The 7,843-nt window shown below is 61.1% G+C and carries 8 protein-coding genes; 6 read left to right on the top strand and 2 right to left on the bottom strand.

What is annotated here, in order from left to right; translation table 11 throughout:
* Positions 1-262: 262 nt before the first annotated feature.
* Complete coding sequence (locus EK373_RS29250; RefSeq protein WP_129648538.1) at positions 263-1,258, bottom strand: hypothetical protein; 996 nt, start codon at positions 1,256-1,258, stop codon at positions 263-265.
* 83 nt (positions 1,259-1,341) lie between these two features.
* Positions 1,342-2,544, bottom strand: coding sequence for a tyrosine-type recombinase/integrase (locus EK373_RS29245; protein WP_129648536.1), 1,203 nt, complete (start codon positions 2,542-2,544; stop codon positions 1,342-1,344).
* 597 nt (positions 2,545-3,141) lie between these two features.
* On the opposite strand from EK373_RS29245, the gene ccmA reads away from it, so the two are divergent.
* From ccmA to EK373_RS29215, 6 genes are read left to right on the top strand one after another with little or no spacing between them, the layout of a single operon-like run.
* Complete coding sequence (ccmA, locus tag EK373_RS29240; protein WP_129648534.1) at positions 3,142-3,789, top strand: cytochrome c biogenesis heme-transporting ATPase CcmA; 648 nt, start codon at positions 3,142-3,144, stop codon at positions 3,787-3,789.
* A 29-nt stretch (positions 3,790-3,818) separates the two neighbouring features.
* A complete protein-coding gene (ccmB, locus tag EK373_RS29235) occupies positions 3,819-4,490 on the top strand; it encodes a heme exporter protein CcmB (protein ID WP_407676225.1) in 672 nt (223 codons plus the stop codon).
* Between the two features lie 7 nt (positions 4,491-4,497).
* Positions 4,498-5,235, top strand: a complete 738-nt coding sequence (locus EK373_RS29230; RefSeq protein ID WP_129648530.1) for a heme ABC transporter permease — start codon at positions 4,498-4,500, stop codon at positions 5,233-5,235.
* Positions 5,236-5,237: 2 nt separating this feature from the next.
* Positions 5,238-5,423, top strand: a complete 186-nt coding sequence (ccmD, locus tag EK373_RS29225; protein WP_157994594.1) for a heme exporter protein CcmD — start codon at positions 5,238-5,240, stop codon at positions 5,421-5,423.
* Complete coding sequence (gene ccmE / locus EK373_RS29220; RefSeq protein ID WP_129648526.1) at positions 5,420-5,878, top strand: cytochrome c maturation protein CcmE; 459 nt, start codon at positions 5,420-5,422, stop codon at positions 5,876-5,878. Before ccmD ends, ccmE begins: the two co-directional genes overlap by 4 nt.
* 8 nt (positions 5,879-5,886) lie before the next feature.
* Complete coding sequence (locus EK373_RS29215; protein ID WP_129648524.1) at positions 5,887-7,842, top strand: heme lyase CcmF/NrfE family subunit; 1,956 nt, start codon at positions 5,887-5,889, stop codon at positions 7,840-7,842.
* The last annotated feature ends 1 nt before the right edge of the window (position 7,843 follow it).

Here is a 7,843-nt window from a genome sequence, read left to right as displayed (position 1 = left end):
GAAGGAGAAGCTCAAGGCCGGGTTGATTCGCTCAGAGGAACCCACCACCACGATTAACTGAGGACCGGGCGGGTGGGTGAGGAATTCTCAATGACCGCAGATGGGGAAATTTGAATGACCGTTGACAGTGGGCATCAGTTGGACGGCGACACTAAAGGCGGGAGGTACGGCCTAGGGCGATATCGCTCTAGACAAAGGCGATATCGCCTTATCGCTGTTGCTTGGGACCCGCCGCCAACTCTTCAGATCGACGGCTCTAGCCCTATTCTGTTCGCTTGAGGTCTACCTTCTCCTTTGCCTCGTTCAGCCACTTACGGACGGTCTCATCCGTAATCTGAATCCCCAAGCGCTCGAGGTCGCTGGCAATCATGGACGCGGTAGGACTCCGTGCTGCGTCTGGATCGTGACGGTATTTGGCAACCGCCATGCCGAAGACGAGAGCCGCAACTAGACTCCTTTCTTTGCCTTCGACTGCCTCGGCAGCCCTCGCGCGCGAGACATTACTTTCCTCCTTATGTGGTGGCTCGTGTTGGAGCGGATCAATTTGAGCTTGCAGCTCGCATACTGATCGATTCGCAGTATCCAAAGCGTCCTGCAACTGTTGAATAGTCGATTCCTTCGTCCTCACAAGCTCCGTTTGTTTATCGTAGAGGTCCTTCCAATTCGCAATCAGGCCGCCGAACTTTTTGACTCCGGCTATCAGCTCAGGCGGGACTTCGATCTCATACTTGGCTGCCCACGCGAGAAAAAGCGTCGGTAACACCGGGTCGAACAATTGGCTCCAAACCACAGCCCGCGTCGCCAGATCACGGCGCTGCTCGTATTTGCGAGCGAAGGCTGAACTGTGAGTGATGGGTTTGAGATACTCCCACTTCACTGCGCTTGGATCACGCCCAAGGCTAAGCGCGATAGCCTCCTCAATCGTCCAATGCGAGCACTTGGTCCAGTGGTCGTATTTGGGCATTGCCGACGGCAGGTTAAAAAAGCGCTGGTCCTCTTCCCGTTGCGCCTTTTCGTTCTGCTCAGCTGCCCATTTGTCGTACTCTTCTCGGTATATTTCTTCTAGTTCTTCAGGCGGCTTGGCGGCAAGCTCTTCCCTATACTGCGCCACTGACTCATTGAATTGCTCACGCGCCTTTATATCCTTGTGAGGCGCGCTCCGAGCAAGGCCGGTGCCATAGATATCGTCCCATTCAGTACGGCCGAATTTCCGCCAAACCAAGAAATCCTCGGGGCTTTCGTCCGGAATCTTTGCCATGTCGCACCCTACGCGGTCCCTGAGAGACACCGCGCCAATTGGGCAGGGTTACCCAACTTTCGGTAGCGAGCCTAGGCGCGGCGTTAGCCGAAACGCTTCGAGCGGATTGCGACTACCGCGCCTTTGGCTTTCAGCCCGTCGAGGTAGTCGGCCCAAGCCTGCATCATCTTCTTTCGTTCTGCTAGACGCTCTGCGCGGTTATAGGCTGCGCGCACTTTGTTTCGTTCCTTATGGGCCAGCTGTAGCTCAATCACATCGGGATGCCAGCCCTGCTCATTGAGGCAAGTTGACGCCATCGCGCGAAAGCCATGCCCGGTCATTTCTTCTTTCGAGTAGCCCAGGCGACGCAGGGCGGCGTTCACCGTGTTGTCGCTCATGCATCGCATAGGTGTCCGCAGGGAAGGGAAGAGGTATTTCCCATCGCCGGTCATAGCGTGAAGCTCGCGCAGGATTGAAACAGCTTGGCGGGATAGCGGGACTAGATGCTGCTCGGCCATCTTCATTCGCGCGGCCGGGATTCGCCACACCGCTTGGTCCAGGTCAAATTCAGTCCATTCGGCGGCCCGCAACTCGCCTGGACGCACGAACGTCAGTGGCGCGAGCTTCAGGGCCGCCATAGTTGCCGGCTGCCCTGAATAATCGTCCATCGCGCGTAGAAGCTCGCCGATGCGCTTCGGATCAGTAATGGCGGCACGGTTCTTCACTTCCAGCGGCGCGAGAGCGCCCCGCAGGTCTGCGCTCACGTCGTGCTCAGCGCGCCCCGTCGCGACCGCATACCGCAGGACACGGCCGCATAGTGATCTCACACGATGCGTGGTCTCTATCTTCCCTTGCGCCTCGACACGGCGAAGCACAGCAAGCAGGTCTGCAGGCTTGATTGCAGATACCGGCCGACTGCCGATCTGCGAAAAGGCGAATCGCTCCAGCCGGCCAGCATCACGAAGGCGTGTTGCTTCGGAAAGGTTGGTCTGCTTTCCCAACCACTCACGCGCGACCGATTCGAACGAGTCGGCGAGCGCAGCTTTCTTTGCCTGTCGCTCGGCACTGGGGTTAATGCCGTCGAGTATGAGCTGACGCACTTCATCACGGCGCTCACGTGCGCGTTTCAAGCTTACGTCCGGATAGGTGCCGAGGCTCAGCAGCTTCTCTCTACCTTCGAAGTAGTACTTGAATCGCCACCCCGGGGAATACTTGGGATCGATGAGCAGGTAGAGCCCGCGCTCGTCGAAGAGCTTGTAGGGCTTGTCGCGTCGCTTGGCGGCGCGGATGGCGGCCTCGGTTAGCATTTCTACCCCCGCTGCAGAATCTACCCCTGGATTCTACCCCCGAAGGTATCAGGCTGCCAGCGGATCACCTCGGACGAAGCCGGATGGAATTTCTCGGGATATTGGCTGCTTTCGGGAGCTTCAAAGACACCACGCGATGTCTTCAGAAGCAGAGATGGTGCCTGGGACCGGAATCGAACCGGTACGGAGTTGCCCCCGAGGGATTTTCGTACTCGCTACAGCTTTCGCTGCCGACCGACGGACTGTTGATCCGTTGGTCGTTTGGAGTCTGGACTTTCTCTTTGTCGTGTTCCGCGAGCGAGCGCGGAAGTTAGACAGGGGCCGTCAAGTCTCTACACTTTCCTGGACATCGCCCAGGCTTAGCTCGGGATTGCAGGCACGTGCGCGGTGAAGCGCGAGCGTGAGGCTGGTTCCCCGAATTTGACCCCATTCACGCCGGCCGTTTCCGAGCCGGGTGCTCAAAAATTTAAGTCCCTTGCGTCTACCAATTTCGCCACCCAGGCACGGGCGGGGCGGGGATTGTAAGCCACTTGAGGGCAGCATGCTAAACTGCGCGCGCACAAACCATTACACACAGAACTTAGCGCGACACCAAGCATGCTTGCACAGGTCGCTGCGACTTCGCCGCAGCCGCAATTAGAAGCGCGCGCCGTCCATCTCTGGCGCGGCGAAAAACACCTGTTACGCGGCGTGTCCTTTGCCCTTTACAGCGGCGAGCTGCTGCAGGTCGTCGGGCCGAATGGCGTCGGCAAGACCAGTCTTCTGCGCTGTGTGGCGGGCTTGTTGCCGACCGAGTCGGGCGAGATCGTCTGGCAGGGGCAGCAATTGCCAGATGGGCGTGATGAGTTTCATCGCGAGCTTGCCTACCTGGCGCACGTGAACGGCCTCAAAGCCGAGCTCACGGCGCTGGAGAACCTGCGGTTTGGTGTAGCCGTCCGGCGCGCAGTCACTACGCAGGAGCTACGCGAAACTCTCCAGTTACTGCAAGTCGAAGCTTGCGCAGACTTGCCGGTGCGCGCGCTGTCGGCAGGGCAGAAGCGGCGAGTCGCTCTGGCCCGCATCATGCTGACGCGCGCCTCACTGTGGATTCTGGACGAGCCGATCACCAACCTCGACAAGGCCGGCATCGCGTTGTTCGAAGCGCGGATCGCCGAGCACATGCGAACCGGCGGCATGATCCTCACGGCCGCACATCAGCTGCTACTTCAGGGCCAGCCTGGGGTACGTACACTGGAGTTGCGCTGATGCAGTCGTCCGTTCAGACGACGCCCGGGCTGGGCAAAATCCTGATGCTGGTGCTGACGCGCGACCTGCGGCTGGCCGTGCGCCATTGGGATCAGGTGCTTCAGCCGCTGATCTTTTTCGTGATCGTCACGACGTTGTTCCCGCTGGCGATCAGTCCCGCGCTGGACGAGCTGCGCAAGATCTCGCCGGGGGTGCTATGGGTGGCCGCCATGCTGGCTTCGTTGCTGGCCCTTGAATCGCTATTCAGGCCCGACGTCGAAGACGGCACCATGGAGCAGTGGGTGCTGTCGGGCCAGCCGTTGTCCCTGTTGCTGCTGGCGAAGACGCTCGCGCATTGGCTGCTGACAGGGCTGCCATTGGTGCTGATGGCGCCGATCGTGGGAACTGCTTTGGGAATGCCGCAGTCTGTATGGCCGGTGCTGGCCGCGACGCTGGCCCTGGGCACCGGATCGCTGTCGGTGCTTGGAGCCATCGGTGCGGCTCTTACGGTGAGTGTCCGGCGGGGAAATGTGCTGTTAGCGTTGCTGGTGCTGCCGCTGGAGATGCCGGTGCTGATCTTCGGCGCCCGCGCCGTGGACCTGGCCATGCACGGCGAACCGGTGGCCGGTCCGCTAAACTTGCTGACAGCGCTATTGTTGTTCTTCGTCAGCCTCGGGCCTTTTGCCATGGCTGCCGCCATGCGGATCAGTGTGGAGTCCTAAAAAAGCTATGTGGCTGTGGTTTCACAAGCTCAGCTCGCCGCCTTACGCCTACCGCACGGCCGGTCTGGTGCGCCCGTGGCTGTTCTGGCCGGCGATCCTTTTGATGATCGTCGGCGCCGTCGGCGGCCTGGTGCTGGCGCCCGAGGATTACCAGCAGAAGGATGCGTTCCGCATTATTTATGTCCACGTCCCGAGCGCATCGCTGTCATTGATGATCTACGTCGTCATGGCCGTGGCGGCGGGTGTCGGCATGATCTGGCGGATCAAGTTGGCCCACGCGGTGGCCGCGGCCTGTGCGCCGATCGGCGCCTGGTTCACGGTCGCAACGCTCGTGACCGGCTCCATCTACGGCAAGCCCATGTGGGGCACCTGGTGGGAATGGGATCCGCGCCTCACCTCGGAACTGATCCTGCTCTTCTTATATCTGGGCTACATGGCCCTGCGAGCGTCATTTGACGACACGCAGCGCGCCGATCGGGCCAGCGCGATCCTGGCGATCGTCGGTGTGGTCAATGTGCCCATCGTCAAATACTCGGTGGTCTGGTGGAACAGCTTGCACCAGGGCCCCAGTATCTCGAAACTTGCCGCCCCCTCTATCGAAGGGTCCATGCTCTGGCCGTTGTTGATCATGATGCTGGCCTTCATTCTGTACTTCGGCGCGGTGCTCTGTGACCGCCTGCGCGGAGAGATCCTCCGGCGTGAGCGCAACGCCAGTTGGTTAAGCGAAAGTCTAGCCCGATCATGAACTTGAAAGACGTACTTGACATGGGGGATTACGGCGTTTACGTCTGGTCCTGCTATGGACTGGTGCTGGCCGTGCTGGTCCTGAACGTGTGGCTGGGCAAGCGCTCGCTGGCCGAGCAGGTGCTGAGCGCCCGGCGCCGGCTCAAGATCGCGGATTCAATCAACTCGGAGTCGTCGTCACCGTCATGACCCCTCGTCGCCGTCGCATGACGCTGGTTGCACTGATCGTCCTCGGGGTGGGCGCCGCCACCGCGTTCGCGCTGACTGCCTTCCAGGACAATCTGCTGTACTTCTATTCACCCTCGGACGTGAGTGCGGGCAAAGCGCCTGCGGATCGCGTGTTCCGCGTTGGTGGCATGGTTCCCGAAGGCACCTTCAAGCGGGAGCCGGGCAGTCTCGAGGCACACTTCGTGCTCACCGATTACGCCCACAACGTGAAGGTCAGCTACACCGGCGTACTGCCGGATCTGTTCCGTGAGGGGCAGGGCGTGATCGCGCGCGGACGCATGGGTGCCGATGGCGTATTCATCGCCGAAGAAGTGCTCGCCAAGCACGATGAGAACTATATGCCGCCCGAAGTGGCGGACTCGCTGAAGAAGCAGCATCAGAAGCCGCCGGCCGACGGGCCGCTGCCCACCACTTAGGAAGCGACATGGCCGCCGAACTCGGACACTTCGCGCTGATCCTGGCGTTCTGCCTGGCGCTGCCTCAGGCATTCTTCGGCTTGATGGGCGCACATTGGCGGCGTCCGCATTGGATCGCGCTGGCCAATCGCGCGGTCGCGGGTCAGTGGGTGTTCACGCTGTTCTCGTTCGCCTGTCTCTCGTACGTTTTCTATCAAAACGATTTCTCGGTGCTGTACGTCGCGCAGAATTCCAACTCGGAGCTGCCGACGTTCTATCGATTCGCCGCTGTGTGGGGCGCGCACGAAGGCTCCTTGTTGTTGTGGCTGCTCGTGCAGGCAACCTGGGCGCTCGGGGTTGCGGCCTTCAGCGGCAACATGCCTCAGCAGATGACGAGCCGTGTGCTCGGCGTGTTGGGTCTGATCAGCGCGGGCTTTGCGCTGTTTATTCTGATGACCTCGAATCCATTCCTGCGCTTGTGGCCGGCCGCGCCCGATGGCCGCGATCTCAATCCACTCCTGCAGGATCCGGCGTTGGCGATCCATCCGCCGATGCTCTACATCGGTTACGTCGGCTTCTCCGTGCCGTTCGCGTTTGCGGTGGCGGCGATGCTGGAAGGCAAGCTCGATTCGCTGTGGGCCCGCTGGGTGCGGCCGTGGGCCACGGTCGCCTGGATGTTCCTGACCTGCGGTATCGCGCTCGGCAGCTGGTGGGCGTACTACGAGCTCGGCTGGGGCGGCTGGTGGTTCTGGGATCCGGTCGAGAACGCCTCGTTCATGCCGTGGCTGATCGGCACCGCATTGATTCATTCGTTGGCGGTGACCGAGAAGCGCGGGTTGTTCAAGAGCTGGACGTTGCTGCTGTCGATCACGGCGTTCTCTCTTTCGTTGCTGGGCACGTTCCTGGTCCGCTCCGGCGTGATCGAGTCGGTGCACGCTTTTGCGAGCGATCCGGGCCGCGGCCTCTTCATCCTGTCGTTCCTTGGAGTTTGCGTCGGCGGCGCCTTGGGGCTGTACGCCTGGCGCGCGCCCTTGTTTCGTTCGAATGCCGGCTTCGCGCCCGTCTCGCGTGAGTCGTTCCTGCTGTTCAACAACATGCTGCTGGTGGGCGCGACCGTCGTGATCTTGCTAGGCACGACCTATCCCATGTTCATGGATGCGTTCGGTCTCGACAAAGTCTCTGTCGGTCCGCCGTACTTCGAAGCGATGTTCCTGGTGCCGATGTTGCCGATGGTGTTCCTGCTCGCGCCGGGTATGCACGCGGCCTGGAAGAAGGCGTCCTTCGAATCGACCAAGAAAATTCTCGGTGTGCTGTTGGGCGTAGCGGTCGTGCTGGCGCTCGCAGTGTCGGCAGGCGTGTACGGCTGGAATTCCGTGATGACCATCGTCGGGCTGACGGCGGCGTTCTGGGTCGCCGGCGCAGCTTTGGTCGATCCGATCAGCCGCTGGCGCAACGGCCATTCGCTGCCGGCGAGCATCGTCGGCATGAGCGTCGCTCACTTCGGTCTCGCGCTCTTCATCATCGGCGCGACCACGGTGGAGTCGTACAAGGAAGAGACCGACCTGAGCTTGAAGCCCGGCCAGACCACCGAGCACGCCGGCTTCCAGTTCACCATGACCAAGCTCGAAGACGTCGCGGGTCCGAACTATCAAGCCGTGCAGAGCGAAGTGGTGATCACGCGCGATGGCGAGCAAGTCGCCGTGGTGCATCCGCAAAAGCGTGTTTATCGCGTGCAGAAGAACGCCATGACCGAAGCCGGCATCGATGCGCACTGGAACCGCGATCTGTTCGTCGCCATGGGCGAGCCGCTCGGCGAGGACGCCTGGAGCCTGCGCTTGCAGTACAAGCCCATGGTCCGATTCATCTGGTTGGGCGCGGCCGTGATGGCCCTCGGTGGTCTGATTGCGATTTGCGACCGACGCTACCGCAAGCGGGTGACCGTCGATGAAGGCGCCGCCGCCGCAGCCGGCGCCAAGACTGCCTGAG

Source organism: Peristeroidobacter agariperforans, assembly GCF_004138335.1.
Lineage (GTDB): Bacteria > Pseudomonadota > Gammaproteobacteria > Steroidobacterales > Steroidobacteraceae > Steroidobacter > Steroidobacter agariperforans.
The sequence above is the reverse complement of the archived record's forward strand: the minus strand, read 5'-3'. Positions and strand labels throughout refer to the sequence as shown.